Here is a 25,921-nt window from a genome sequence, read left to right as displayed (position 1 = left end):
CGGTGGGGACCGATAGCCTGTGCCGGTGCCGGATCTCCCCGAAGTCCCAGAATTGCTGCGAACCGCGGTGCACGCGCTGGGCGGTAAGGAGCGGCGCAACCAGCTGACGATGGCCTCGGCCGTCGCGCACAGCATCGATACCGGCGAACACCTCGCCGTGCAGGCCGGCACGGGTACCGGCAAGTCGCTGGCCTATCTCGTGCCGAGCATCCGCTACGCGGTGAAGACGGGTCGCACCGTGGTGGTCTCCACCGCGACCATCGCGCTGCAGCGGCAGCTCGTCGAGCGCGACCTGCCGCGACTCGCCGACGCCCTCGCCGGTTCGCTCGGCCGTCGCCCGCGTTTCGCGATCCTCAAGGGTCGCGGAAACTACCTGTGCCTGAACAAGATCCATACCGGTCTCGCCGAGGAGACGCCCGACGCCGAACTGTTCGACGCGTTCGCCCTCTCGCGCATCGGCCGCGAAGTGCGGCGGGTGACGGAGTGGTCGTCCACCACCGAGACCGGCGACCGCGACGACCTGTCCCCCGGTGTCTCCGATCAGGCGTGGCGTCAGCTGTCCGTCACCGCCCGCGAGTGCCTCGGCAAGTCGCGGTGCCCGGTGGGAGAAGACTGCTTCGCCGAGATCGCGCGCGCCGAGGCCGCGCAGGTCGATGTGGTCGTCACCAACCACGCGCTGCTCGCGATCGATGCGATCACCGGCATCTCGATCCTGCCCGAGCACGATGTCGTGGTCGTCGACGAGGCCCATGAACTCGTCGATCGGATCACGAACGTCGCCACGGCCGAGTTGTCGCCGGGCACGGTGTCGGCGGCTGCGCGGCGCTGCGTCAAGCTCGTCGAGGACCAGGAGATCGACCGGCTCGACGGTGCCGCCGAGAACTGGGAGTCGTTCCTCGAAGAACTGCCGGCTGGGCGCTGGGACGAACTGCCCGAGGGCGCGGCGGCCGCGCTGGCCTCGATCCGCGATGCCGCCTGGGCCGTACACACGGCGATCGGACCGGCCAAGCCCGGCACCGATCCCGAGGTCGCCGCGGCCCGCAGTCAGGCGCTCGCGGAGATCGACGAGGTGCACGACTGCGCGGTCCGGGTGCTGACGACCTTCGAGCAGCGAGACCCTTCGCAGCGACCCGACGTCGTGTGGCTTGCCGCCGACGAGTTCCGCGGCAACGTGCGCCGCACCGTGCGGGTCGCGCCGCTGTCGGTCGGTGGGTTGTTGCGCAGCCGGTTGTTCGGTGAGTCCACCGTCGTCCTCACGTCCGCGACCCTCACGGTCGGCGGGTCGTTCGACGGCCTCGCGGTCAACTGGGGTCTGCCGCCGCAGTCGCCGGCCCGCAGCGACACCACCTCCGCGTCGGGTGCCGAACCTCCTTCCGACAAGGGCGATCTCGCGTGGAATGGGATCGACGTGGGGTCGCCCTTCGATCACGCGAAGGCGGGCATCCTCTACATCGCCAAGCATTTGACGCCACCCGGCCGCGACGGTCTGCCGCCCTCGCATCTCGACGAGATCGCCGAACTGGTCACCGCCGCCGAGGGGCGCACGCTCGGGTTGTTCTCCTCGATGCGCGCCGCGAAGGCCGCCACCGAGGCGCTGCGCGAGCGTCTCGACACGCCGATCCTGTGCCAGGGCGACGACGCGACCGGCGCGCTGGTCGAGAAGTTCGCAGCCGACGACGCGACGAGCCTGTTCGGCACCCTGTCGCTGTGGCAGGGCGTCGACGTTCCGGGCCCGTCGCTGTCGCTGGTGATCATCGACCGGATTCCGTTCCCCCGCCCCGACGATCCGCTGCTGGTCGCCCGGCAGCGCGCCGTGGAGGCTCGCGGCGGCAACGGGTTCATGGCGGTCGCCGCCAATCACGCCGCTCTGCTGTTGGCGCAGGGTGTCGGGCGACTGTTGCGCAGCACCGACGACCGGGGCGTGGTGGCGGTGCTCGACTCGCGCCTGGCGACCGCACGGTACGGCGGTTATCTGCGCGCGTCGCTGCCGCCGTTCTGGGAGACGGCCGATCCGGCGGTGGTCCGCCGGGCACTCACGCGTCTGCGCGGCTGAGCACCCGGCGGGTCCTGATCTCCTACGGGAGCGCGACCATGCCGAGTTCGGCGGGTGAGGCGAGCAGCCCGTGCCTGGGCAGCACCCGCACCGTGTAGCCGACGGCGCCGGCGAGCGGCAGCGGCACGGTCGCGGTGAACTCCTCTCCCAGCGGGTCGGTACCGATGTGCTGCATCGGCACGGTGACGGGGTCGCCGATCGTGTCGTCGGAGCCCACGCGCCCGACCACGGCCTGCACCTCGACGTCTTCCGGGGTGAGGTCGCCGAGCTGGACGTGCGCGGTCAGCCCCAGCGGCAGGCCGATCTGCGGCACGTCCGGGATCGGCGTCGAATCGACCTGCGCGACACGCACTCCCGGCCACGCCGCCTCGATGCGGTGCCGGTAGTCGGCCAGCGCCCGCGCACCCGCGTAGTCGTAGGCGGTCACCTTCGAGGCTGCCGCGGCCGCGGGGATGTAGTAGTCGACGGCGTAATCGCGCACCATGCGCGAGGCGAGCACCTTCGGGCCGAGATCCTCGAGCGTGTGGCGCACCATCTCGATCCAGCGGGCCGGCACACCGTCGGAGTCGCGGTCGTAGAAGCGCGGCAGCACCGAGCGTTCGAGCAACTCGTACAGCGCGGCGGCCTCGAGATCGTCGCGGCGGGTGTCGTCGACCCCGTCGGCGGTGGGGATGGCCCAGCCGTTCTCGCCGTCGAACATCTCGTCCCACCATCCGTCGCGGATGGACAGGTTGAGACCGCCGTTGAGAGCCGACTTCATGCCCGACGTACCGCACGCCTCGAGCGGGCGCAGCGGGTTGTTCAGCCACACATCGCAACCCCAGTACAGATAGCGCGCCATCGACATGTCGTAGTTGGGCAGGAAGACGATTCGGTGCCGCACGTCGTACTCGTCGGCGAACCGCACGACCTGCTGGATGAGCGCCTTGCCGGCGTCGTCGGCGGGGTGGCTCTTGCCGGCGACGACGAGCTGCACGGGCCGTTCGTCGTCGAGCAGCAGGGCGCGCAGCCGTTCGGGGTCGCGCAGCATCAGGGTGAGGCGCTTGTAGGTGGGCACGCGCCGCGCGAACCCGACGGTGAGGACGTTCGGATCGAAGACCGACTCGATCCAGCCCAGTTCGGCCTCGGTGGCGCCGCGTTCGAGCCACGACTCGCGCAGCCGGCGACGCACCTCGGCGACGAGCTGGGCGCGCAGCGCGTTCCGGGTGGACCACAGTTCCTTGCGGTCGATGGTCTGGAGCAGTTCCCAGCCGCGGGCCTCCTCGACGCGGTCGGGTCCGGCGAGGCGGTTGGCGAGCGCGATCCATTCGCGCGCGGCCCAGGTGGGGGCGTGCACACCGTTGGTGACCGAGCCGATGGGCACTTCGGCGGCGTCGAATCCGGGCCACAGTCCTTCGAACATGCCGCGGCTGACCTCGCCGTGCAGCTTCGACACACCGTTGCAGCGCTGGCCGAGGCGCAGACCGAGATGTGCCATGTTGAACACGTTCGGGTTGCTCTCGCGTCCGAGCGCGAGGATGCGGTCGACGGTGAGGCCGGGCAACAGTGCCGACTCGTTCTCGCCGTTGGTGCCCGAGAAGTAGTGGCGCACGAGATCGATCGGGAAGCGGTCGATACCCGCGGGCACGGGGGTGTGGGTGGTGAAGACCGTGCCGGCCCGCACGGCGGCGAGCGCTTCGTCGAAGTCGAGTCCGGCGCCGGTGACGAGTTCGCGGATGCGTTCGGCGCCGAGGAAGCCCGCGTGTCCCTCGTTCATGTGGAAGACATCGGGGTCGGGCAGGCCGTGGATGCGCGTGTAGGCGCGCACCGCGCGGACACCGCCGACGCCGGCGAGGATCTCCTGCTTGATGCGGTGGTCCTGGTCGCCGCCGTAGAGGCGGTCGGTGACCCCGCACAGCTCCTCGTCATTGGACGGGATGTCGGAGTCGAGCAGCAGCAGCGGGACGCGCCCGACCTGGGCGATCCAGATTCGCGCGTCGAGTGTGCGCCCGCCCGGCACGGCGACCTGCACAAGCGCGGCGGTGCCGTCGGCCTCGGTGAGCAGTCGCAGCGGCAGGCCCTGCGGGTCGTAGGAGGGGTAGTGCTCCATCTGCCATCCGTCGGCGCTGAGCGACTGCCGGAAGTAGCCGGACCGGTAGAGCAGGCCGACGCCGATGAGCGGCAGGCCGAGATCGGAGGCGGCCTTGAGGTGGTCGCCGGCAAGGATTCCGAGGCCGCCGGAGTAGTTCGGCAGCACCTCGGTGACACCGAACTCCATGGAGAAGTAGGCGACGCCGGCGGGCAGTGTCGTGCCGCGCTCCTGCTGTTCCTGGAACCAGCGGGGGCGGGTGAGGTAGTGCTCGAGGTCGGCGGCAGCGGCGTCGAGCCGGGCGAGGAAGTCGCCGTCCTCGGCGAGCGCATCGAGTCGGGCCGGCGGCACCTCGCCGAGCAGTCGGACAGGGTCATTGCTGCACCGGCGCCACAGGTCCGGGTCGACCGATTCGAACAGGTCCTGGGTCTGCGGATGCCACGACCATCTGAGGTTGGCCGTCAGGGCTCCCAGCGCAGCCAGCCGCTCGGGAAGATGGGCTCGTACGGTGAACCGGCGCAGTGCTTTCACGGGGTGCACACTACCGACCGACCGAGCTTCGTGACGGCCGGGCGGCGGATCTCATGTGCCCGGATCCATGCCGGTCGCGGACAGGATCGCCCGGCACCCGGAGAGGGCCACACCGCGGGGCCTTCTCTCCTGCGGCCGACCTCCCGTCGACCGGTGGACTCAGAGTCCGCCGAGGAGCAGGTGCAGCAGGTCTCCGACGACTCCGATCAGCCCGGCAACCAGACCCATGTGTTCTTCCGTTCGTCGTGCCTCCGAGGAGGCTGTTGTCGTCTTGCAGAACAAACAGTAGGGAGCGGGGTGTTGCCGTCCGGTCAATTGAAGTGAACGGTGAGTTACAGATAATTTCGCCGCTGCAGAGGGGATCCTTCGCGGGTCCCGCCGCATGCACAGCCGCGCGGCGCGACCTCCATTACGGTGGTTCGAGACACGGTCGTTGCCCCCATCGGCCCTGCTCGTCCACCCGGACCCGCACGGAACGGAGCTAGCGTGACAGGTCGGCTCGCCATCGACGACGTACAACCCTCCATCGACGGAGGGCGTTATCCGACGAAGGCGGTCGTCGGGGAGGTGGTGCCGGTCTCCGCCGTGGTGTGGCGCGAGGGCCACGACGCGATCGCCGCGACACTCGCCGTTCGAGGACCGGCCGACGATCCCGAATCCGCCGGCAGGCTGGTGCGGATCCCGATGGTTCCGGGCACCGAACCCGACACCTTCCACGCCACCTTCTCCCCCACGAGCGTCGGTGCGTGGACCTACCGGGTCGAGGCGTGGAGCGACCCGGTGGCGACCTGGCGGCACGCGGTCACCGCGAAGACCGACGCCGGGCAGGACGCCGCCGAACTCGCGAACGACCTCGAGGTCGGCGCACGGATCTTCGAGAAGGCCGCGAAGGGCGCACCGCGCGGCAACCGTCCCGCTCTCCTCGCGGTCGCTGCGTCCCTGCGCTCCGACCGTCCGCTGGCCGAGCGCATCGCCCCGGCCTTCGCCCCCGACGTCACCGAGATCCTCCGCGCCCATCCGCTCCGCGAGCTGATCACGCGTGGAAAGGCGTTCACGGCGTTCGCCGATCGTCGCCGCGCGCTGTTCGGCTCCTGGTACGAGTTCTTTCCCCGGTCCACCGGAGGCTGGTACGAGGACGGAACCCCGCGGCACGGCACCTTCGCCACGGCCGCCGCAGATCTGCCGCGCATCGCGGCGATGGGCTTCGACGTCGTCTACCTCCCCCCGATCCATCCGATCGGCAAGGTCAACCGCAAGGGACCGAACAACACCCTCGTCGCCGGCCCGGACGACGTCGGGTCGCCCTGGGCGATCGGTTCCGACGAGGGCGGCCACGACGCCATCCACCCCGAACTCGGCACCGAGCAGGACTTCCGCGATTTCGTCGCCCGCGCGAAGGAACTCGAGCTCGAGGTCGCCCTCGATCTCGCCCTGCAGTGCGCCCCCGACCACCCGTGGGCGCGTGAGCATCCGGAATGGTTCACCGTGCTGCCCGACGGCACGATCGCGTATGCGGAGAACCCGCCCAAGAAGTACCAGGACATCTATCCGATCAACTTCGACGACGACCCCGAGGGCATCTACGCCGAGGTCCTGCGCGTGGTCCGGCACTGGATCCGGTTGGGCGTCGACATCTTCCGCGTCGACAATCCGCACACCAAGCCCCCGAACTTCTGGGAGCAGCTCATCGCCGAGATCAAGCGCACCGATCCCGACGTGCTGTTCCTGTCGGAGGCGTTCACCCGGCCCGCCCGCATGTATGGGCTCGCGCGACGCGGATTCACGCAGTCCTACACGTATTTCACGTGGCGGGTCGCGAAATGGGAGCTCACCGAGTTCGGTACCGAGATCGCCGCGAAGGCCGACGAGGCCAGGCCGAACCTGTTCGTCAACACCCCCGACATCCTGCACGAGACCCTGCAGCACGGCGGACCGGGCATGTTCGCGCTGCGCGCGGCGCTCGCCGCCACCCTGGCTCCCTCGTGGGGCGTTTACTCGGGGTACGAACTGTTCGAGCACCTCGCGGTGCGGCCGGGCAGCGAGGAGTACCTCGACTCGGAGAAGTACCAGTTGCGGCCGCGCCGATACGACGAGGCACGCCGGCGCGGCGAGTCGCTCGAACCGTGGCTGACCACCCTCAACCGCATCCGGCGCGCGCATCCGGCGTTGCAGCAACTGCGCAACATCGCCTTCCACCACGTCGACAACGACGCGCTCATCGCCTACTCGAAGTTCGATCCGTCCACCGGGGACTGCGTCCTCACGGTGATCAACCTCAACCCCTATGGGGCCGAACAGGGCACGGTCTGGCTCGACATGCCGGCGATCGGGCACGACTGGCACGACCACTTCCCTGTTTACGACGAGGTGAGTGGGGAACAGTACTCGTGGGGACAGGCCAACTACGTGCGCCTCGAGCCGTGGCGGGCGGTGGCGCACATCCTGGTCCTGCCCCCGATCGGCATCCCCACCCGCACAACGCTCGCCTACAGGAGGCAGTCGTGACCGTGCCGCCCCAGACGCCGGGCGCCGATGTTCCGCGCCGGCGCCACAGCCCGCGACCGGAGGACCTCGACCTGCTCGCCGCCGGTGAGCACCACGATCCGCACGCGGTGCTCGGGGCCCATTCGCATCCGGAGGGGACGGTCATCCGGGCACTGCGCCCCGGGGCCGAGAAGGTCGCCGCCCGGATCGGTGGTCGCGACCATCCGCTCGAACCCGTGGGCGAGGACGTCTTCAGCGCCCTGATCCCGGTCTTCGATCTCGCCGACTACCGGCTCGTGGTGACCTACCCGTTCGATCACGTCGAGGTCGTCGCGGACGGTTACCGCTTCATGCCGACGCTGGGCGAGCTCGACCGTCACCTGCTGAGCGAGGGCCGGCACGAACGGCTGTGGGAGGTGCTCGGCGCCCATCCGCGGACCTATGAGACCCCGGACGGCCCGGTGACGGGCACGTCCTTCGCCGTGTGGGCACCGGGCGCACGCGGGGTCACCGTCGTCGGCGACTTCGACGGCTGGGGTGGACGCACCGCCCCGATGCGGGTGCTCGGCTCGAGCGGTGTCTGGGAGGTCTTCGTTCCCGGTGTCGAACCGGGCGCGCTGTACAAGTACCGGGTGCACGGCCGCGACGGATCCGTCCGCGACAAGGCCGACCCGATGGCGTTCGCCACCGAGGTGCCCCCCGCGACCGCGTCGAGGGTCACGGAGAGTCGCTACACCTGGAACGACGACGACTGGGTCGCGACCCGCGAGAAAGCGCAGCCCTGGCAGGAACCGATGGCGGTCTACGAGGTGCACCTCGGTTCGTGGCGCCCGGGCCTGAACTACGTCGAACTCGCCGATCAGCTCGCCGAGTACATCCTCGAGACCGGTTTCACGCACGTCGAGCTGCTGCCGGTCGCCGAGCATCCCTTCGGCGGGTCGTGGGGTTACCAGGTCACCTCCTACTACGCTCCCACCTCCCGGTTCGGCACTCCCGACGAATTCCGCGCGTTCGTCGACCGTCTCCACGCCGCCGGGATCGGCGTGATCATGGACTGGGTGCCCGCCCACTTCCCGAAGGACGAGTGGGCGCTCGCGCGCTTCGACGGCAGCCCCCAGTACGAACATCCCGATCCGCGCCGCGGCGAACAGCTGGACTGGGGCACCTACGTCTTCGACTACGGCCGGCCCGAGGTGCGGAACTTCCTCGTTGCCAACGCCCTGTACTGGATCGAGGAGTTCCACATCGACGGTCTGCGCGTCGACGCCGTGGCCTCGATGTTGTACCTCGACTACTCGCGCCCCGAGGGCGGCTGGACGCCGAATATCTACGGCGGGCGCGAGAACCTCGAGGCCGTTGAGTTCCTGCAGGAACTCAACGCCACCGTCCACAAGCACTATCCGGGGATCGTGACGGTCGCGGAGGAGTCGACCTCCTGGCCGGGCGTGACCCGCTCGACGAACGTCGGTGGGCTCGGCTTCAGCATGAAGTGGAACATGGGCTGGATGCACGACACCCTCGGCTATCTCGGCCGCGATCCCGTGCACCGCACCTACCACCACCACGAGATCACGTTCTCGCTCGTGTACGCGTGGAGCGAGAACTTCGTACTCCCCATCAGCCACGACGAGGTCGTCCACGGCAAGGGCACGCTGTGGACGCGACTGCCGGGCGACGACGCCACGCGTGCAGCCGGCCTGCGGTCGATGCTCGCCTACATGTGGGCGCATCCCGGCAAGCAGTTGCTGTTCATGGGCCAGGAGTTCGGGCAGGTCGCCGAGTGGTCCGAGGAACGCGGCCTCGACTGGTGGCAGCTCGACGAACCGCTCCACGCCGGTATCCACCGCCTGGTGTGCGATCTCAACGGCATCTACCGCTCGCACCCGGCGCTCTACACGCTCGACACCACGCCCGGCGGATACTCGTGGATCGACGCCAACGATGCGCACAACAACGTCCTGTCGTTCCTCCGCTACGGCAGCGACGGCTCGGTGGTCGCGTGCCTGCACAACTTTTCGGGCACGACCTACGGCGACTATCGTGTCGGATTGCCCGAACCGGGCACGTGGGAGGAAGTGCTCAACACGGACGCGACCGCCTACCAGGGCAACGGAGCGGGCAACTTCGGGGCCGTGGAGGCCGACGAACATTCGTGGCACGGGCGTCCCGCCTCGGCTCGGGTGACCTTGCCTGCGCACGGTGCCATCTGGTTGTCGTTGCGGAGGTGACGCTGCCCGACGACAGGAGCACAACGACATGCGACGGACGCACCGGTTCGCGCGACTGGTGGTGCCCGCACTGACCGTCGTCCTGCTGGCGGGTTGCGCCCAGCGGATCGAAGGAACGGCGGTGTCGATCTACGACAACCCCTTCACCGTGGCGGGGCTGCCCGTCACCTCCGGGGCGTCGGGTCCGCGCAGCGGGGTGCCCGATGCGGACATCGAGATCGAGAACACCGACGGCGGTCCCGTCGACGTCCTGGCCGGCAACGCGATCGCCGACATCGAGGAGTACTGGCGTCAGGAGTTCGCGTCGGTCGCCCGGGGCACCTTCCGCCCGGTCGAGACGATCGTGTCGTGGGATCCGTCCGAGCGACGGGGCCCGCGTTTCTGCGGCAAACCCACCTACGACTTCATCAACGCGGCCTACTGCAGCGGTGGTGACGAGATCGGATGGGACCGCACCTACCTGATGCCGCAGCTCATCGACAGCTTCGGACCGATGGCCGCGGTGACGGTCCTCGCTCATGAATACGGGCACGCCGTCCAGCACACGGCGGGGCTGGTCGCCGAGGACGACCCCGGCATCGTGTTCGAGCAGCAGGCCGACTGTTTCGCCGGTGCGTTCATGCGGCACGTCGCGGAGGGCCGGTCGACGCACTTCCAGCTCGACACCTCCGACGGGCTGAACAACGTGCTCGCGTCGATGGTGCTCTTCCGCGACGCCGATCCGAACGACCCCGACTCGATCCACGGCTCGGCCTTCGAACGCGTGACGGCCGTGCAGATCGGATTCACCGACGGGGCCGGCTCATGTGCACGCATCGACGCCGCCGAGATCGAGTCGCGCCGCGCCGACCTGCCGCAGTACTACAACTCCGCAGACGACGGCGAACTGCCGGTCACCGACGAGTCGGTCGAGGCGATCTTCGAGTCGTTCCACCAGGTCTTCGACCTGGACTCCCTGCCGCAACTCGATCTGTCGGGCGCCGACCTCGGGTGCTCGGACGCCCGGGCCACCTCACCGGTGTCGTACTGCCCCGCGACGAACACCGTGGGCGTCGACATGGAGGCACTGAGCGAGCGCGGTACGGCCGCCCCGCCGGGAAGCGGCTTCGATCCCGGTGTCCGCGGCGACTACAACGCCTACGTGCTCGTCGCCTCCCGCTACGCTCTCGCGGTGCAGAAGGAGTCCGGCCAGTCGCTCACCGAGCCGCGCACGGCGCTGCGGGCGGCGTGCCTGTCGGGGGTCATCAGTGCCGCGCTGAGCCCGGACAGCACCCTCGCCTCGAACGTCGACCCGAGCCAGGTGCTGGTGTGGCTGTCCCCCGGCGACCTCGACGAGGCGGTCTCGGGCCTGCTCACCGACGGTCTGGCCGCGAGCGACGTCAACGGCAACACGGTGCCGAGCGGGTTCGCGCGGGTGGATGCCTTCCGCACCGGCGTCCTCGGCGGCGAGGCGGGCTGCACCGGCCGTTACCGCTGAGACGACACCGGCCGCCCACCACGAGTGGTGAGCGGCCGGTCCGGCGGATCGGTACGGATCAGTAGAGGGCCATCGCGAGCTTGCGGCGCGACGACACCACGACCGGATCCGCGGCATCGAACAGTTCGAACAGTTCGAGGAGCCGGGTGCGTGCCGCAGTGCGTTCGTCCCCGGCGCTGCGACGCACGAACTCGATGAGACGACCGAAGGCCGCCTCCGGCTGCTGCGCGAACAGTTCGGCGTCGGCCGCGGTGAACTGGGCTTCGAGGTCGTTCGGAGCGGCATCGGCGCGCTCGATCGCATCCTCGGGAATCTTGCTCGCGCGGGCCAGGAAACGCACCTGGCGCAGCGCGGCCTGCGCCTCGGTGTTGTTCGGCTCGGAGTTCAGGACGAGCTGGTAGGCCGCCTCGGCGCCCTCGAAGTCGCCGTTCTCGAGTGCCTGCTCGGCAGCCTCGAAACGCGGGTCGGCGGGCTGTTCCTCCGGCTCGGCGCCGGGCGGGCCCGACAGCTTGCCTGCGACGGCGTTCCGGATGGCGTCGAGCCACTGACGCAGCGCGGGCTCGGGCTGCACGCCCTGGAAGTCGGCGAGCGGCTGGCCGGCCGCGATCGCGACGACCGTGGGCACCGACTGGACGCCGAAGGCCTGGGCGATCCGCGGGTTCGCGTCGACGTCGACCTTCGCAAGGACCCACGCACCGTTTGCCTCGTTCGCGAGCTTCTCGAGAACGGGTGAGAGCTGCTTGCACGGTTCGCACCAGGTCGCCCACAGGTCGACGATCACGGGCACCTGCATCGACCGCTGCAGCACCTCGGTCTCGAACGTCGCTTCGGTGACGTCCACGATCGGGGCGATGGCACCGGGTGCGGCGCCGTCGCCACCGGACGGAGGCGGAGGCGGCGGCGCGGAGGCCCTCTCCTTGAGCGGTGAGAGATCCACCGCGCCGGACATCGCCGCGGCGACGGCGGCAGAACGTGCTGGACGGGAACCGGGTCGAGTCACGTCCACCATTTTGTCACGAGTGGTCCGAATCGTGCTGCGCGGACCGGGGGACGTCGCCGTGAGGTCAGACGGTCGCGGTGGCGTCCTCGCGGGTGGCGGGAGCGGACAGCTCTCCGAGGCGACCGGTGCGCACGGCCCAGCGCTCGAAGACGATCGTGCCGAACGGGGGCACGCTCGAGACGAGGGCGAGGAAGGTCGTCTTGAGATCCCACTTCAACGACCACGCCGTGAGGAGCGCGATGAGCACGAACGGGATGAAGCCGGCCACGCCGTGCACCATGCCCGGGATCGCGATGGCCTCTTCGTAGCCGAGCACCCACTTGAAGAACATGGCGATCAGGAGGGCGAGCCAGGTCACCGCTTCCCAGATCGCGATCAGCCGGAATCGTTTCGCGGGCGTGGACACGTCGAGGATGTTGGTCATGCGGCCATTGTGCCGAAAGGCCTACGACAAGCCGTAGTTCAGTGAGAGACATCACGGCCCCGGCATGCTTGCGCCGGGGCCGTGATCATGCTTTAGAGAAAGGGGTCAGTTCTCGGGCACCCGCACGATGAGCGCGTCGCCCTGGCCGCCACCACCGCACAGGGCGGCAGCGCCGACACCGCCGCCGCGGCGCTTCAGCTCGAGCGCCAGGTGCAGCACGATGCGCGCGCCCGACATGCCGAGCGGGTGGCCGAGCGCGATCGCACCGCCGTTGACGTTCACCTTCGCGGGATCGATGCCCAGCTCACGGGCTGAGACGATGCCGACGGCGGCGAACGCCTCGTTGATCTCGATCAGGTCGAGGTCCTTCGGGTCGACGCCCTCACGCTCGCAGGCCTTGGCGATCGCCCGTGCAGGCTGCGACTGCAGGGTCGAGTCCGGTCCGGCGACGACGCCGTGGCGGCCGATCTCGGCGATCCAGCTCAGCCCGAGCTCGGTGGCCTTGGCCTTGCTCATCACGACGACCGCGGCGGCACCGTCGGAGATCTGCGAGGCCGAACCTGCGGTGACGGTGCCGTCCTTCGAGAAGGCCGGACGCAGCGAGCCGAGCGACTCGGTGGTGGTCTCCGGGCGGATGCCCTCGTCGGCGGCGAAGACGATCGGGTCGCCCTTGCGCTGCTTGATCGACACCGGCACGACCTCGTCCTCGAACAGGCCGTCCTTCCAGGCGCGGGCGGCCCTCTGATGCGAGGCGGCGGCGAAGGCGTCCTGCTCCTCGCGGGAGACGAAGCGGTCGCCGGAGTTGGCCGACTCGGTGAGGTTGCCCATCGCCTGGTCGGTGAAGATGTCGTGCAGGCCGTCGTAGGCCATGTGGTCGCGCAGGGTCACGTCGCCGTACTTGAAGCCGGCGCGGGACTTCTCGAGCATGTGCGGGGCCTGGCTCATCGACTCCTGGCCGCCGGCGACGACGACGTCGAACTCGCCCGCGCGGATCAGCTGGTCGGCCATCGCGATCGCGTTGATGCCCGACAGACACACCTTGTTGATGGTCAGCGCCGGGACGTCCATCGGGATGCCGGCGGCGACGGCCGCCTGACGGGCCGGGATCTGGCCGGCGCCGGCGGTGAGCACCTGGCCCATGATGACGTATTCGACCTGCTCAGGAGCCACACCGGCGCGCTCGAGCGCACCGGAGATCGCCACGCCACCGAGATCCGATCCGGAGAAATCCTTGAGCGAGCCTTGAAGACGCCCCATGGGCGTACGGGCTCCGGCGACGATGACAGAACTGCTCACGGGACATTCCTCCGAAAGATCGGCATGTGATCGGAAAACTCCACTCGGATATTCACCTGAATCCCGATAGGAGTGCACTCAACGGTACCGCTACCGTCTAGAGCATGACCGAGACCTCTCCCACATCCGCTCCGGCGGCGTCCGTTCTCGCTTCCGGACTCGTCACCGCCATCGATCACGTCGGCATCGCAGTGCCCGACCTCGATGCCGCTCTCACCTGGTACGCCGAGAACCTCGGTCTCGTGTCCACCCACGAGGAAGTCAACGAGGAGCAGGGCGTGCGCGAGGCGATGCTGGCCGTTCCGGGGACCCTCGAAGGGTCCACCATGATCCAGCTGCTCGCCCCGCTGAACGAGAAATCCACGATCGCGAAGTTCATCGACCGCAATGGCCCGGGTCTGCAGCAGCTTGCCTACCGCGTCTCCGACATCGATGCCGTCTCCACTGCGCTTCGTGAGCGCGGCGTCCGCTTGCTGTACGACGCACCCCGTCGCGGCACCGCCGATTCGCGCATCAACTTTTTGCATCCGAAGGACGCGGGCGGCGTCCTCGTCGAGCTCGTCGAGCCGGCTGCACATCCCGCTCACTGACGGCCGTTCCGGTGCGCTCCCGAAGACGGATGGGGCGGGAGCGCATCCGGGTCGTACCCGCAGGGACCGGGTAGATTGTCTCCATGGTCTTCGATCGTGATCGCGCACCCAGCCACCTGCCGTTCTCCATCGTGCGGAAGGGATTCGACCGCGACGAGGTGACCAACTACTTCGCCCGGTTCGAGGCCGAGCTGCGCGTGACTGCCACCGACCGCGACGCCGCCGCCGCGCAGGCCCGCGATCTGGCCCGTCAGCTCGAGAACGCCCGCAACGAGATCGACGAACTCCGCAAGGACGTCGACCGTCTGTCGGTGCCGCCCACCACCGCCGAGGGCATGAGCGACCGCATCTCCCGGATGCTGCGTCTCGCCTCCGACGAGGCCTCCGAGCTGCGGGCCCGCGCCGAGGCCGACGCCGCCGAGATGATCTCGCTGGCGGAGCAGGAGGGCATCCGCCTCCGGGGCGACTACGAGAAGAAGCTCGCCGAACTCGAGGACACCCGCGTCGCCTTCGCGGCCGAGCACGAGCGGACGATGACTGCGGCCCGCGCCGAGGCCGAGCGGATCGTGGCTGCTGCCCGCGCGGAGGCCGAGCGACTCGACGCCGAGGCCGAGGCCAAGCGCGAGCAGGTGCAGCAGGACTTCGAGATCACGATGTCCGAGCGTCGCACGAAGCTGCTCGGAGCCCTCGACGAACTCGAACGGACGAGTAAGGCCGAAGCCGAGCGCCGCATCGAGGAAGCCACGCAGGAAGCCGAACGACGGCTCGCCCGCGCCACCGAACAGTCCGAGCGGAAGGTCGCCAACGCGCGCGACCTCACCGAGGAGCTCCGCGTGCTGCGCGGACGCATCCTCGGCCAGCTCGACGCCGTTCGCGAGCAGCTCGACGACGTCCCCACGCTGCTCGCGGGCATCAACCGCGAGGGCGAACTGCTCGACCGGGAGATCTCCCTCGACGAGCCCCGCACGACCGTCCTCGGTACGGCGCGCGACAACAAGCAGGGGGGCGACAAGCAGAGTTCGGACGACGAGAGTCCGAAGGAGCCGGCATCCCCCGAGGCCGACGCGAAGGCGGACAAGACCGCGCCGCTGCCGCAGACCGACAAGACCACGCCCATGCCGCAGGCCGACCGGACGGCGCGGATCCCGAAGAGCGATGCCTCCGGCTCGGCCTCCGACCCGAACTCGGCCGCGCAGCCGAACAGCGGCGCACAGGGATCCCAGTCCACTCCACGCACGCCGAACCCCTCGGCACCGAATCGCTCCCCCTCGGTCGGTTCCGGTGCGCAGGGTCGCTCTCCCGCCGTGGCCAGCAAGGTCCGCAACTGACGGTCGCCGGCCGTCGGGCTTGACCTTCGAGTCGGTCGAAGCTCCATGATGGGCCGGTGACCGACCCGGAGATGATGTCGATCGGCGTGTTCGCCGAGCTCGTCGGACTGACCGCGAGCGCATTGCGGTTCTACGACGATGCCGGCCTGCTGCGTCCCGAGCAGGTCGATCCGTCGACGGGATACCGTTCTACAGCCGCTCCCAGGTCCCGCGTGCGTGCCGGCTGCGGCAGTTACGGGAGATCGGGATGCCGCTGCCCGCCATCGGTGAGTTCTTCGCCGCCGACACGGACGAGGCCGCGCGACTGCTCGACGACCACGTCACCGGGATGACTACGGAGGCCGAGCGGCTCCGACGGGCCGCCGAGACCCTCGCGGCGTCCCTGCGTGCCGAATCGCGCCGCGTGATCTGCACGCTGCCGGGACCCGTCCTTGCCGGCGCCGTCGATCAGGTCTCCGCCTCCACCGGTCACGACCCCGACATCCCGGTACTGAACGGCGTGCACATGGAAACCGGATCCGGCTGCGTGAGGCTGACCGCCACAGACCGGTACCGGCTCGCCACCCGGACGCTCGTGCCCACCGATCCGACCTGTACGACGATCCCGCCGAGTCCCTGGTCTGGGATGTCCGCTCCCTCGACGCTGCCGATGCCCTCACCGACGAGCGCGCACAGCGACACCACGACACCCTCCGGGTCGCGGGCTTCTATCCGAGCCTGCACCTGAACCTGGCCGACGACTTCCGTCGTCTCGGGTCGTTCCGGGCAGCCACGGAACACCTCGACCGCGCGCAGGACCACCTGTCCGCACTCCCCGACGATCCCTACCGCGACATCGTCCGCACGGCCGTCCACGAGGTGCGTCGGGCGATCGCCGACCGCGACACCGCACCGCGAGCGTCCGCGCCGGGCACCGTCCGCTAACGGGTGCCCTCGGACCGGCGTGCAGCGACCGGTGAGGGTGGCTAGGACCAGCGTCGGGTCGGTCGGCGGGTCCCGCGTCCCGCCCAGCATCCGCTGTGCCAGTGCCGCCGGTCCTCCGCACCGCCGAGCGCATCGGTCGGCCACGCGACGACATGGGGTGTTCCCGGCGCGATCTCGTGATCGCATCCCGGGCACCGGTACGGCTTGGTGGCACGCGAACCCGGCACCGTGCGCACGGTGAAACGCTCACCTTCGGCCCCCGCGGGACCGTTCTCGGTGCGCACCGTCGCCCCGAAATAGGTCGGGGATTCGTCGGTCGCCCCACCGCGCTTGCGGCCGGTGCGGGATCGGTTGCGGCGCGGCACGATCAGAACAATCTGAACTCGGTGCTCTCGGTACCCCGCAACGCCTCGTAGTCGAGCACGAGGCAGCGGATGCCGCGGTCCGTGGCCAGCGTCCGTGCCTGCGGCTTGATCTGCTGAGCCGCGAACACGCCGCTGACGGGAGCAAGCAGCGGATCCCGGTTGAGCAGTTCGAGATACCGGGTGAGCTGCTCCACGCCGTCGATCTCGCCGCGACGCTTCACCTCCACGGCGACGGTCGCTCCGTCGGCATCGCGGCACAACAAGTCCACGGGTCCGATCGCCGTGGGGTACTCGCGCCGGATCAGGGTGAAGCCCGTCCCGAGGGTCTCGACGTGCTCGGCGAGAAGTTCCTGCAGGTGCGCCTCGACACCGTCCTTGATCAGACCGGGGTCGACACCGAGTTCGTGGCTCGAATCGTGGTCGATCTCTTCGAGAGTGATGCGCAGCTGCTCGCCTGCCTTGTTGGTGACCACCCACAGGGCCTCGGCGTCCTCGACGGACTCCTCCTCGAGCCAGCAGGGTGGGCTCATCCAGTTCAGGGGCTTGTAGGCACGGTCGTCGGCGTGGACACTCACCGAACCGTCGGATTTGACGAGGAGGAGACGTCGGGCCGTCGGCAGATGAGCCGTCAGGCGTCCGATGTAGTCCACACGGCAACGGGCAATCACAAGACGCACACAGCCACCCTAGAGGATCCACTCGACTAGTCTCGAACGACCATGCCCGCACGCAGTCACCGCACGGCCCCGCTCGGATCGGCCATCCTGGGAGAGCCTGCCGAACCGATCCGACGGCAACGCATCAGGATCCAGACCCTGTTGACGTTCTCCCTGATCGGTACGCATCTCGTCGGTGCCCTGATCGTGGCCGCTCTCATCAACGTCGTGATCCCAGGCCCGTCCGTACTGACCGCCGACTTCCTCGTCATCACCGCGATCCTCGCTCCTGTCTACGTGGTCTCGGCCGTCGTGGTCGGATCGGTGCTCGGCACCCGGGCGACGCTCCGCAGGCTGCGGTGGGCGCTGGAGAACCGCCCGCCCACCCCGCAGGAACAGCGGATCGCGTTGCGGATGCCCTGGCGTACCACCCTCCAGCAGGGAGCGCTGTGGTTCATCGGGTTGATCCTGTTCACCGTCGGGTTCGGGGTCATCGACCCGCAGACGATCCCGAAGGTCGCGCTGACCATCACTCTAGCCGGCGTCACGGTATGCGGATTCGCGTACATGTTCACCGATTTCGCGCTGCGCCCCATCGCGGCGCGTGCGCTCGAGGTCGGGACGCCTCGTCGCCCGCGACTGGCCGGCACCACCGGACGGGTGATGCTCGCATGGGCCCTGGGCAGCGCCGTGCCCGTCGTCGGTCTGCTGTTCATCGCGGTGTTCAGCTTCATCCGTCCCGTCACGCCCACGCGACTGGCGATCACCATCCTCGCCATCGGCGGACTCGGTCTGCTCACCGGCTCGCTGCTGATGTTCCTCACCATCCGGTCGACGATCGCGCCGATCGAATCGGTGCGCGCCGGGATGCAACGCATCGCGTCGGGCGACTTCGACACCGCGGTCGTCGTCTACGACGGAACCGAATTGGGACAGTTGCAGACGGGATTCAACCGGATGGCCGAAGGCCTGCGCGAACGCGAGAAACTGCGCGACGTATTCGGCCGCCATGTCGGACGGGAGGTCGCGGCCGCGGCGCTGGCCAATCCCGGTGTCCTCGGCGGTGAGGAACGGGACGTCGCAGTGTTGTTCGTCGACATCGTCGGGTCCACCGCGTTGGCCGCAAGTCGCCCACCGACAGAGGTGGTAGCGCTGCTCAACCGCTTCTTCGCGGTCGTCGTCGAAGAGGTGCACGCGGCCGAAGGATTCGTCAACAAGTTCGAGGGCGATGCAGCGCTCGCGATCTTCGGGGCGCCGGTCGCCCTCGACAACGCCGCCGGCTCCGCGCTCGGCGCCGCGAGAAGGATGGCGCGACGCCTCGCCGACGAAGTGCCGGAGTGTCGCGCGGGTATCGGGGTCACGGCAGGTCGCGCGGTCGCCGGGAACATCGGCGCGCAGGAACGCTTCGAGTACACCGTGATCGGCGATCCGGTCAACGAAGCGGCGAGACTGTCCGATCTCGCGAAGACCGTTCCGGGTTACGTCGCGGCGTCGGCCCGCACCGTGCAGCTCGCTCCCGAGGACGAACGCGCACGGTGGGAGCTGGGTGAGGAAATCACCCTGCGCGGCCGCTCCGAGCCGACGCGCCTGGCGATTCCGCGCGCGGACTGACGGCCGGCCTCACTCCCCCGCCAGCACCGCGTCGAGGAACTTGCGAGTGCGTTCCTCACGGGGACTGGTGAAGATGCGCTCGGGCGGCCCCTCCTCCACGATGCGTCCCTGATCGAACATCAGCACTCGATCGGAGACGTCGCGGGCGAAGTGCATCTCGTGCGTCACGATGAGCATCGTGATGTCGGTCGTCTCGGCGATCGTCCGCAGCACGTCCAGCACATCGGCGACGAGTTCGGGGTCGAGGGCCGAGGTCACCTCGTCGAGCAGCAGGATCTCCGGATCCATCGCGAGGGCACGGGCGATCGCGACCCGCTGCTGCTGACCACCCGACAGCTGCGTGGGATGGGCGGTCTCCTTGTCGGACAGACCGACCATCGCGAGCAGCTCCCGCGCACGGTCGCGTGCCTCGGCCTTGCTGCGACCGAGGACGTGGACCGGAGCCTCGGTGAGGTTCTCCATCACGTTCATGTTGGGGAACAGGTTGAACTGCTGGAAGACCATCCCGATGCTGCGACGCATCGTCCTCAGGTAGCGCTCGGAGGCCGGGACGAGACGCGTCCCCTTGCGTTCGTGGCTCAGTGGTTCGCCCTTGACCCACACCACACCGTCGTCGATCTTCTCGAGGGTCATGAGCAGGCGCAGGATGGTCGTCTTGCCCGAACCGCTCGGACCGATCAACGTGACCCGTTCCCCCGGGGCGACGGTGAAGTCCAAGTGGTCGAGGACCACGTGATTACCGAATTGCTTGACCACGGAGTCGAAACGGATCATGGATCCGTCGGAGGTGGCGGCGGGCAGCGAGTCGCCGTCGGCACCGGCTTCCTTGTGCATCTCAATAGGCAAGGCGACGCTCCAATCGGCGGACGAGCAACGACGTCGGGTAGCTGGCGATGAGGAAGATCAGGCCGGCCAGTGTGAGCGGCTCGAGGTACTGGAAGTTGCGCGCACCGAACTGCTGGGCCGCGGTCACCATCTCCACGACGGAGATCGTGAAGAGGAACGGGGTGTCCTTGAACAGCGACACCGCGTAGTTGCCCAGCGCAGGCACGACACGGCGCACGGCCTGCGGCAGGATCACCGCACGCCACGTACGCATCGGCGACAACGACAGGGCGCGGCACGCCTCCCATTGTCCCTTCGGCACCGCGTCGATGCCCGCCCGGTACACCTCGGCCATGTAGGTCGAGTAATGGATCCCCAGTACGGCGATGCCGATCTGCAGCGCACTGAACTGCGGGAGGAGGTAGTAGACGAAGAGCAGCTGCACCACGAGCGGGGTGAGCCGGATGAACTCGACGACGGCGGACAGCGCCGTCGCGAGCACCTTCGGCAACGAGCGACGGGCGACGGCCACGACCAGCCCGAGCACCGCAGCGACCACGAATCCGAGGACCGTGGCCAGCAGGGTGATCCGGAATCCTTCGAGCAGTACCGGAAGGGCCTCGGCCGCGCGTTCCCAACTCCAGTCGACGGTCATGAGCGTGCCCCCAACGGCTGATCGAAGACCGGGGCGAGCCCGAAGATCTCACGCAGAGTGGGACCGGTCCCGAGTCGGCTCTTCGCCCGCACCTCGAGCGCATTCATCAGCAGCGTCAGCAGATAGCCGAGCACGAAGTACAGCACCAACCCCACGCCGAACGCGAAGATGGTGTCGCCGCTTCCTCTACGGAGCTGCTCGATCTGGAACGTGAGGTCCTGCAGGAGGATATAGCTCGCCAGTGCCGTTCCCTTGAGCAACTGGATGAGCAGATTCGTCAGCGGCGGGATCATCTCGGCCCAGGCCTGCGGGAAGATCACTCGTCGCATGCGCTGCCAGTAACCGAAATTCAGCGCCGTCGCCGCCTCCAGTTGCGGCTTGGGCACCGACGCGATCGCACCGCGCACCACCTCCGCTCCGTAGGCGCCGTAGTTGAGCGACAGGGCGAGGATCCCGCACACGATCGATTCGAGCCGGAACCCGAACAACGGAAGGACATAGAAGAACCAGAACAGCTGGACGAGAAGCGAAGTGCCGCGGAAGAACTCGATGAACACCCGCGCACTGCCGCGCAGGGCGAGGTTCTTCGCGCCTGCCGCCAGTCCGAGGGCCACGGCGAGCAGGAACGCGAAGACCGCACTCCCCACGGTCAGTTCGACGGTGACGAGCAGACCGTCGAACAGTTGCGGGAAGGAGTTCCACAGCAGTTCGATCTTGGAACCGAAATCCATTACGACGCAGCCGAGATCAGGAAACGCCCTCGCAGAGCATCTCGGTCGTCAGCCCCGGATCGGGCATCTCCGCCTCCGTGAACCCGAACTCGCCGACGATCGACAGGTACTTCTGCGGGTCGGACGTGATCTTCGCGAGTTCCTCGTTGTAGGCGTCGCGCAGTTCGGTGTCCTCCTTGCGGAAGACCGTTCCGCCGGCGCCCACCTGAGGCACCCCGTCGATCTCCGCGACGAACGACTCGGTGACGTCGACGGGCGCACCCTCGTTGTTCTGCTTCATCCAGTTCAGGGAGATACCCGTCAGCGCGAAGACGTCGGCGCGTCCGTTGACGACGGCATCCATCCCGTCCTGGGGAGACGCCACCTGCATCGCGTCGATGCCGAGCGCAGAGGCGTAGTCGGCTTCGATCGCGCCGGTCATGACCGCCATCCGGACGCCGCTCTCGGCGATCGACTGCATGTCGGCGAGCTGTTCCGGATTGCCCTGCGGGACCATGAGCGCAGTGGTGTAGTTGAACTCCGGCTCGCTGAACAGTGCCTGTTCGCAACGCTGCGGCAGGATCGACATGCCGGCACTGACGACATCGAACCGTCCGGCCTGCAGGCCGGGAATGAGCGCACCGAAGTCGGTGGCCACACCTTCGACGTTGTCGATGCCGAGGTTCTTGAAGATCTCGCGGTGCAGAGCGACGGTGGCGCCGGTGAGTTCGCCGTCCTGCATGAAGCTGTAGGGCGCCTCGCCGGCGAAACCGACGGTGACGGTGCCTTCCTGCTGGAGTCGTTCGAGGGTCGAACCCTCGCTGTCGGTGTCGACGCTCGTACATCCTGTGACGGCCGCGCCGATGAGTCCCAGTCCCGCGATCACCGCCGTGAACTTGCCGGCGGTACCCGTAGTCGATCGATTCGTCATCGTCTCGCCCCTCCTCGTCGTCGACGAGAACGCCCCCGACAGGCGCTCACACGCCGAACCCACACGAACCGTGCGATCGTGCATGAGCGGACGTTACCGGCATAAGTAGGCATAGCCTGGAACAGAGCGTGTTTGTTACGAGGTCGTGATCCGCTGGGCGCCGGCGATCGGAGCGGGCGTACCGTACCCGAAAAGCGTTCGGAGCGTAAGGACTTTCCCGTGAGGTGGGATCCCCCGACAGGTCCGGGGAGAACCCGGAGAACACGAAAGGGGACCCACAGTGTGGGTCCCCTTTCGGAACGGGTGTTCGGCGGTGTCCTACTCTCCCACACCCTGTCGAGTGCAGTACCATCGGCGCAGACAGGCTTAGCTTCCGGGTTCGGAATGGGACCGGGCGTTTCCCTGTCGCTATGACCGCCGTAACTCTATGAAACAATATTCCACGCATCAGGAGTATCGAAAACCCGTGTCGGGCTTCGATATCTGATGTGTGTGTTGTTTCAGATACCGCACAGTGGACGCGTAACATCTTCGTGGTAAGTCCTCGGCCTATTAGTACCGGTCACCTCCACCCATTGCTGGGCTTCCAGTTCCGGCCTATCAACCCGGTGGTCTGCCGGGGGCCTTACCCCCTCGAGGGGGTGAGAAACCTCATCTTGGAACAGGCTTCCCGCTTAGATGCTTTCAGCGGTTATCCCTTCCGAACGTAGCCAACCAGCCATGCCCCTGGCGGGACAACTGGCACACCAGAGGTTCGTCCGTCCCGGTCCTCTCGTACTAGGGACAGCCTTCCTCAAGTTTCTAACGCGCGCGGCGGATAGAGACCGAACTGTCTCACGACGTTCTAAACCCAGCTCGCGTGCCGCTTTAATGGGCGAACAGCCCAACCCTTGGGACCTACTCCAGCCCCAGGATGCGACGAGCCGACATCGAGGTGCCAAACCATCCCGTCGATATGGACTCTTGGGGAAGATCAGCCTGTTATCCCCGGGGTACCTTTTATCCGTTGAGCGACACCGCTTCCACATGCCGGTGCCGGATCACTAGTCCCGACTTTCGTCCCTGCTCGACCTGTCAGTCTCACAGTCAAGCTCCCTTGTGCACTTGCACTCGACACCTGATTGCCAACCAGGCTGAGGGAACCTTTGGGCGCCTCCGTTACATTTTGGGAGGCAACCGCCCCAGTTAAACTACCCACCAGGCACTGTCCCTGAACCAGATCATGGTCCGAGGTTAGAGGTCCAATACGATCAGAGTGGTATTTCAACAACGACTCCACCCATACTGGCGTATGAGCTTCACAGTCTCCCACCTATCCTACACAAACCGAACCGAACACCAATACCAAGCTATAGTGAAGGTCCCGGGGTCTTTTCGTCCTGCCGCGCGTAACGAGCATCTTTACTCGTAATGCAATTTCGCCGAGTCTGTGGTCGAGACAGCAGAGAAGTCGTTACGCCATTCGTGCAGGTCGGAACTTACCCGACAAGGAATTTCGCTACCTTAGGATGGTTATAGTTACCACCGCCGTTTACTGGGGCTTAAATTCTCAGCTTCGCGGAGTAAACCCCGCTAACCGGTCCTCTTAACCTTCCAGCACCGGGCAGGCGTCAGTCCGTATACATCGTCTTACGACTTCGCACGGACCTGTGTTTTTAGTAAACAGTCGCTTCTCTCTGGTCTCTGCGACCACCCCCAGCTCGGACCGCAAGGGCCGTCACCGGGCGTGGTCCCCCTTCTCCCGAAGTTACGGGGGCATTTTGCCGAGTTCCTTAACCACAGTTCTCTCGATCGCCTCGGTATTCTCTACCTGACCACCTGTGTCGGTTTGGGGTACGGGCCGTGTACCAACTCACTAGAGGCTTTTCTCGGCAGCATAGGATCACTGAATTCCCCTCAACGGGTACGCATCACCTCTCAGGCTGTGTGAATGGCGGATTTGCCTACCATTCGCCCTACCGGCTTACACCAGGTACTCCATCACCTGGCCCAGCTACCTTCCTGCGTCACCCCATCGCTTGACTACTACAATCAGGGTCCCGTGCAGCCATCCCCACAGTTCCCGAAGGAACAGCGGAAACTTTTGGACGGTTAGCACAACTGATTCGCCATTGGGCGCGGATACACGGGTACGGGAATATCAACCCGTTGTCCATCGACTACGCCTGTCGGCCTCGCCTTAGGTCCCGACTCACCCTGGGCGGATTAACCTGGCCCAGGAACCCTTGGTCATCCGGCGGACGAGTTTCTCACTCGTCTTTCGCTACTCATGCCTGCATTCTCACTCGCGCAGCCTCCACACCTGGATCACTCCGGCGCTTCCACGGCTGCACGACGCTCCCCTACCCACCCACACCACTGCCGGAAAAGCCGTAACCCTTCCGGGGTGTTGTGTGAGTGCCGCGGCTTCGGCGGTGTACTTGAGCCCCGCTACATTGTCGGCGCAGAACCACTTGACCAGTGAGCTATTACGCACTCTTTCAAGGGTGGCTGCTTCTAAGCCAACCTCCTGGTTGTCTCAGCGATCCCACATCCTTTTCCACTTAGTACACGCTTAGGGGCCTTAGCCGGCGATCTGGGCTGTTTCCCTCTCGACTACGAAGCTTATCCCCCGCAGTCTCACTGCCGCGCTCTCACTCACCGGCATTCGGAGTTTGGCTGATTTCGGTAAGCTTGTGGGCCCCCTAGACCATCCAGTAGCTCTACCTCCGGTGAGAAACACGCGACGCTGCACCTAAATGCATTTCGGGGAGAACCAGCTATCACGGAGTTTGATTGGCCTTTCACCCCTACCCACAACTCATCCCCTCAGTTTTCAACCTAAGTGGGTTCGGGCCTCCACGACGTCTTACCATCGCTTCACCCTGGCCATGGGTAGATCACTCCGCTTCGGGTCTAGAACATGCCACTACATGCGCCCTATTCGGACTCGCTTTCGCTACGACTACCCCACACGGGTTAACCTCGCGACATGCCACTAACTCGCAGGCTCATTCTTCAAAAGGCACGCCATCACCCACCACGAACTGAATCGTGCATCGGCTCTGACGGATTGTAAGCGCACGGTTTCAGGTACTATTTCACTCCCCTCCCGGGGTACTTTTCACCTTTCCCTCACGGTACTAGTCCGCTATCGGTCACCAGGGAGTATTCAGGCTTATCGGGTGGTCCCGACAGATTCACACCGGATTTCACGGGCCCGGTGCTACTCGGGTACTTTTCACGAGAGCCGGCAAGTTTTCGTCTACGGGATTCTCACCCTCTACGACAGGCCGTTCCAGACCACTTCGACTAACCAACCGGTTTCTTACTCTCGCCCGTCATGACAGTGACGGGAAGAAAAGCCCCACAACCCCACGGATGCAACGCCTGCCAGCTATCACACACCCATGGTTTAGCCTCATCCGCTTTCGCTCGCCACTACTCACGGAATCACATGTTGTTTTCTCTTCCTGTGGGTACTGAGATGTTTCACTTCCCCACGTTCCCTCCACACACCCTATATATTCAGATGCGGGTAACACGACATCACTCGTGCTGGGTTTCCCCATTCGGAAATCCTCGGATCACAGCTCGGTTGACAGCTCCCCGAGGCATATCGCAGCCTCCCACGTCCTTCATCGGCTCCTGGTGCCAAGGCATCCACCGTACGCTCATAAACACTTACAACAAAGATGCTCGCGTCCACTGTGCAGTTCTCAAACAACACACAACAACCCCTACCAACGCCGGCCACACGGCCAACCGTCTTCGTAAGTCATCGTC

Annotated in this window: 19 protein-coding genes and 2 rRNA genes; 9 read left to right on the top strand and 12 right to left on the bottom strand. The window is 67.0% G+C overall.

Going from position 1 to position 25,921, the window contains the following annotated elements:
• The first annotated feature begins 25 nt into the window (after positions 1-25).
• Positions 26-2,053 carry an ATP-dependent DNA helicase gene (locus tag BO226_RS04635; protein WP_024100508.1) on the top strand — a complete coding sequence of 676 codons (2,028 nt, stop codon included), beginning with the start codon at positions 26-28 and terminating at the stop codon, positions 2,051-2,053.
• A 22-nt stretch (positions 2,054-2,075) separates the two neighbouring features.
• Here BO226_RS04635 and glgP read toward each other — a convergent pair whose 3' ends face one another.
• A complete protein-coding gene (glgP, locus tag BO226_RS04630) occupies positions 2,076-4,652 on the bottom strand; it encodes an alpha-glucan family phosphorylase (protein ID WP_071934703.1) in 2,577 nt (858 codons plus the stop codon).
• 486 nt (positions 4,653-5,138) lie between these two features.
• Between glgP and BO226_RS04625 the strand changes: the two genes are divergently transcribed.
• The 3 genes from BO226_RS04625 to BO226_RS04615 are packed head-to-tail and all read left to right on the top strand — an operon-like array spanning position 5,139 to position 10,841.
• The gene (locus tag BO226_RS04625) at positions 5,139-7,157 is read left to right on the top strand and encodes a maltotransferase domain-containing protein (protein ID WP_024100506.1); all 2,019 of its coding nucleotides are present in this window, start codon (positions 5,139-5,141) and stop codon (positions 7,155-7,157) included.
• Positions 7,154-9,364: a 1,4-alpha-glucan branching protein GlgB gene (gene glgB, locus BO226_RS04620; protein ID WP_006554733.1), complete on the top strand. Its 2,211-nt coding sequence runs from the start codon at positions 7,154-7,156 to the stop codon at positions 9,362-9,364. Before BO226_RS04625 ends, glgB begins: the two co-directional genes overlap by 4 nt.
• Before the next feature lie 28 nt (positions 9,365-9,392).
• Positions 9,393-10,841 (top strand): neutral zinc metallopeptidase, encoded by a 1,449-nt coding sequence (locus tag BO226_RS04615; RefSeq protein ID WP_071934702.1) that lies wholly within the window; start codon positions 9,393-9,395, stop codon positions 10,839-10,841.
• Between the two features lie 58 nt (positions 10,842-10,899).
• On the opposite strand, the gene BO226_RS04610 is transcribed toward BO226_RS04615, so the two are convergent.
• The 3 genes from BO226_RS04610 to BO226_RS04600 form a co-directional block, all read right to left on the bottom strand.
• Positions 10,900-11,790, bottom strand: a complete 891-nt coding sequence (locus BO226_RS04610; protein WP_019288978.1) for a tetratricopeptide repeat protein — start codon at positions 11,788-11,790, stop codon at positions 10,900-10,902.
• 115 nt (positions 11,791-11,905) lie between these two features.
• Positions 11,906-12,265, bottom strand: a complete 360-nt coding sequence (locus BO226_RS04605; RefSeq protein ID WP_006554730.1) for a DUF3817 domain-containing protein — start codon at positions 12,263-12,265, stop codon at positions 11,906-11,908.
• 105 nt (positions 12,266-12,370) lie between these two features.
• Positions 12,371-13,561: an acetyl-CoA C-acetyltransferase gene (locus BO226_RS04600; protein ID WP_024100503.1), complete on the bottom strand. Its 1,191-nt coding sequence runs from the start codon at positions 13,559-13,561 to the stop codon at positions 12,371-12,373.
• A gap of 104 nt (positions 13,562-13,665) precedes the next feature.
• Here BO226_RS04600 and mce point away from each other — a divergent pair, with 104 nt between their 5' ends.
• The 4 genes from mce to BO226_RS28545 all read left to right on the top strand — a co-directional run bounded on the left by mce (position 13,666) and on the right by BO226_RS28545 (position 16,206).
• The gene (gene mce, locus BO226_RS04595) at positions 13,666-14,151 is read left to right on the top strand and encodes a methylmalonyl-CoA epimerase (protein ID WP_006554728.1); all 486 of its coding nucleotides are present in this window, start codon (positions 13,666-13,668) and stop codon (positions 14,149-14,151) included.
• 83 nt (positions 14,152-14,234) lie between these two features.
• Positions 14,235-15,479, top strand: coding sequence for a hypothetical protein (locus tag BO226_RS04590; protein WP_071934701.1), 1,245 nt, complete (start codon positions 14,235-14,237; stop codon positions 15,477-15,479).
• A 71-nt stretch (positions 15,480-15,550) separates the two neighbouring features.
• Positions 15,551-15,811: a MerR family DNA-binding transcriptional regulator gene (locus BO226_RS27930; RefSeq protein ID WP_332260669.1), complete on the top strand. Its 261-nt coding sequence runs from the start codon at positions 15,551-15,553 to the stop codon at positions 15,809-15,811.
• Complete coding sequence (locus BO226_RS28545; protein WP_332260662.1) at positions 15,727-16,206, top strand: DNA polymerase III subunit beta family protein; 480 nt, start codon at positions 15,727-15,729, stop codon at positions 16,204-16,206. Before BO226_RS27930 ends, BO226_RS28545 begins: the two co-directional genes overlap by 85 nt.
• Positions 16,207-16,444: 238 nt before the next feature.
• Here the strand turns inward: BO226_RS28545 and BO226_RS04575 are convergent, their stop codons facing one another.
• Both BO226_RS04575 and nucS read right to left on the bottom strand, forming a co-directional pair.
• Complete coding sequence (locus tag BO226_RS04575) at positions 16,445-16,768, bottom strand: hypothetical protein (RefSeq protein ID WP_006554724.1); 324 nt, start codon at positions 16,766-16,768, stop codon at positions 16,445-16,447.
• Positions 16,769-16,770: 2 nt separating this feature from the next.
• Positions 16,771-17,445 carry an endonuclease NucS gene (nucS, locus tag BO226_RS04570; protein WP_006554723.1) on the bottom strand — a complete coding sequence of 225 codons (675 nt, stop codon included), beginning with the start codon at positions 17,443-17,445 and terminating at the stop codon, positions 16,771-16,773.
• Between the two features lie 42 nt (positions 17,446-17,487).
• Between nucS and BO226_RS04565 the strand changes: the two genes are divergently transcribed.
• Complete coding sequence (locus BO226_RS04565; protein ID WP_071934700.1) at positions 17,488-19,035, top strand: adenylate/guanylate cyclase domain-containing protein; 1,548 nt, start codon at positions 17,488-17,490, stop codon at positions 19,033-19,035.
• A 9-nt stretch (positions 19,036-19,044) separates the two neighbouring features.
• Here the strand turns inward: BO226_RS04565 and ehuA are convergent, their stop codons facing one another.
• From ehuA to BO226_RS04535, 6 genes are all read right to left on the bottom strand, one after another.
• Entirely contained in the window at positions 19,045-19,809 is a 765-nt protein-coding gene (gene ehuA / locus BO226_RS04560; protein ID WP_172414895.1) for an ectoine/hydroxyectoine ABC transporter ATP-binding protein EhuA, read from the bottom strand.
• Between the two features lie 61 nt (positions 19,810-19,870).
• On the bottom strand, positions 19,871-20,515 hold the full coding sequence (ehuD, locus tag BO226_RS04555) for an ectoine/hydroxyectoine ABC transporter permease subunit EhuD (protein ID WP_071934698.1): 645 nt from the start codon (positions 20,513-20,515) through the stop codon (positions 19,871-19,873).
• Positions 20,512-21,246, bottom strand: a complete 735-nt coding sequence (ehuC, locus tag BO226_RS04550; protein WP_039586825.1) for an ectoine/hydroxyectoine ABC transporter permease subunit EhuC — start codon at positions 21,244-21,246, stop codon at positions 20,512-20,514. Before ehuC ends, ehuD begins: the two co-directional genes overlap by 4 nt.
• A gap of 16 nt (positions 21,247-21,262) precedes the next feature.
• A complete protein-coding gene (gene ehuB / locus BO226_RS04545) occupies positions 21,263-22,156 on the bottom strand; it encodes an ectoine/hydroxyectoine ABC transporter substrate-binding protein EhuB (protein WP_039586823.1) in 894 nt (297 codons plus the stop codon).
• A 305-nt stretch (positions 22,157-22,461) separates the two neighbouring features.
• Positions 22,462-22,578: ribosomal RNA gene (rrf, locus tag BO226_RS04540) — 5S ribosomal RNA — on the bottom strand.
• A gap of 110 nt (positions 22,579-22,688) precedes the next feature.
• Positions 22,689-25,825, bottom strand: a 23S ribosomal RNA gene (locus BO226_RS04535).
• Positions 25,826-25,921 lie beyond the last annotated feature (96 nt).

This window comes from Rhodococcus sp. 2G (assembly GCF_001886355.1).
Classification (GTDB): Bacteria; Actinomycetota; Actinomycetes; order Mycobacteriales; family Mycobacteriaceae; genus Rhodococcus; species Rhodococcus pyridinivorans.
The sequence above is the reverse complement of the archived record's forward strand: the minus strand, read 5'-3'. Positions and strand labels throughout refer to the sequence as shown.